The sequence below is a fragment of the Bradyrhizobium sp. 153 genome (genome assembly GCF_023073835.1).
GTDB lineage: Bacteria > Pseudomonadota > Alphaproteobacteria > Rhizobiales > Xanthobacteraceae > Bradyrhizobium.
This window is the reverse complement of record NZ_JADPKH010000031.1, coordinates 1-1,051: the sequence shown is the minus strand read 5'-3', so window position 1 is coordinate 1,051 and position 1,051 is coordinate 1. Positions and strand designations below refer to the sequence as shown.

Here is a 1,051-nt window from a genome sequence, read left to right as displayed (position 1 = left end):
TGTCGATGTTCAATAATTCGCTGATTGGATCGCGGTGGTCTTGGTAGCGGCGAAGGCCTTGGGAGTTTGTCCTGCCAAGGCCTGATGGGGTCTGTGGTTGTTGTAGTATACGAGATAGTCGAACAGTTCGTTGGCGAAGTGGTCGAGATTGTCGAAGGTCGCGCCGTCGATGACGTCGTCATCGAGGGTGCGCCAGAAGCGTTCGACCTTGCCATTGGTCTGTGGCCGATAGGGCCGGGTGTAGCGGTGTTTGATGCCAAGCTCGAGCAGCATGGCCTCGAATGGATGCTCGTCCGGCTTAGTGCGGGCAGCGAACTCGGCGCCGTTGTCGGATAGGATCTCCTGGAAGACGAGCCCGTAAGTGAGGTTGAGGGTATTGATCATCTTCAGGGTCTTGAACATGACCGGCAGCGCCTTCTTGGAGGTTAGGACCTCGGCCCAGGCCAGACGCGAGCAGCTGTCGATCAGGCTGATGATGTAGGCCGTGACTGGGGGTGGCGCGAGGAACATATCGCGCGGCAATTGATGCAGATCGACGTGGCCCAGCTCCCCGAGCTTGTCCTTGATAATACGGCGTTTCTCCTCGCGCATCGCCGGCGTGCGGCGGTTCAAGCGGTAGCGCCTCAGCACCCGATAGATCGTGATCGGCGAAGGTACCGTGTCGCGCGTCTCGCGCAAGACCGCATGAATCTCATAGCGGTTCATCCCCCGCTTGCGATGGGCGACGATCTCCGCCTCGATCCCTTCCGGCTCGCGCCGTTCCCGCCACTTCGGGCCGCGCCGCCGCGGCAGCAGGTCCGCTTCATCGCCGCTCTGCAGATAGCGATTGTAATACTTGCGGAAGGTCTGCGAGCAGGTCCCGTGGTGCCGATAGAAGTCGCCGACCCGGTTGAACAATGGCGATCGTCCAGCCTTCACCGCCTCATACTCCGGGATCAGAAAACGCCACTTCTGCAGATAGTTGCGCTCAATCGTCCGGTCATAGCTGTTGTCGCGCATCGGATCGTCCTCCGCTGGAGCGATCCAATCAGCGAATTAGTGAACATGCACA

General features: G+C 59.8%; 1 protein-coding gene. It reads right to left on the bottom strand.

From position 1 onward, the window contains the following. Window positions 1–9: 9 nt before the first annotated feature. On the bottom strand, window positions 10–999 hold the full coding sequence (locus IVA91_RS09235; RefSeq protein ID WP_247450984.1) for an integrase core domain-containing protein: 990 nt from the start codon (window positions 997–999) through the stop codon (window positions 10–12). Window positions 1,000–1,051: the final 52 nt, after the last annotated feature.

What these genes read in the sequence shown, in the direction of transcription:
- IVA91_RS09235 (WP_247450984.1), bottom strand. Translation starts at nt 999, where the DNA reads ATGCGCGACAACAGCTATGACCGGACGATTGAGCGCAACTATCTGCAG.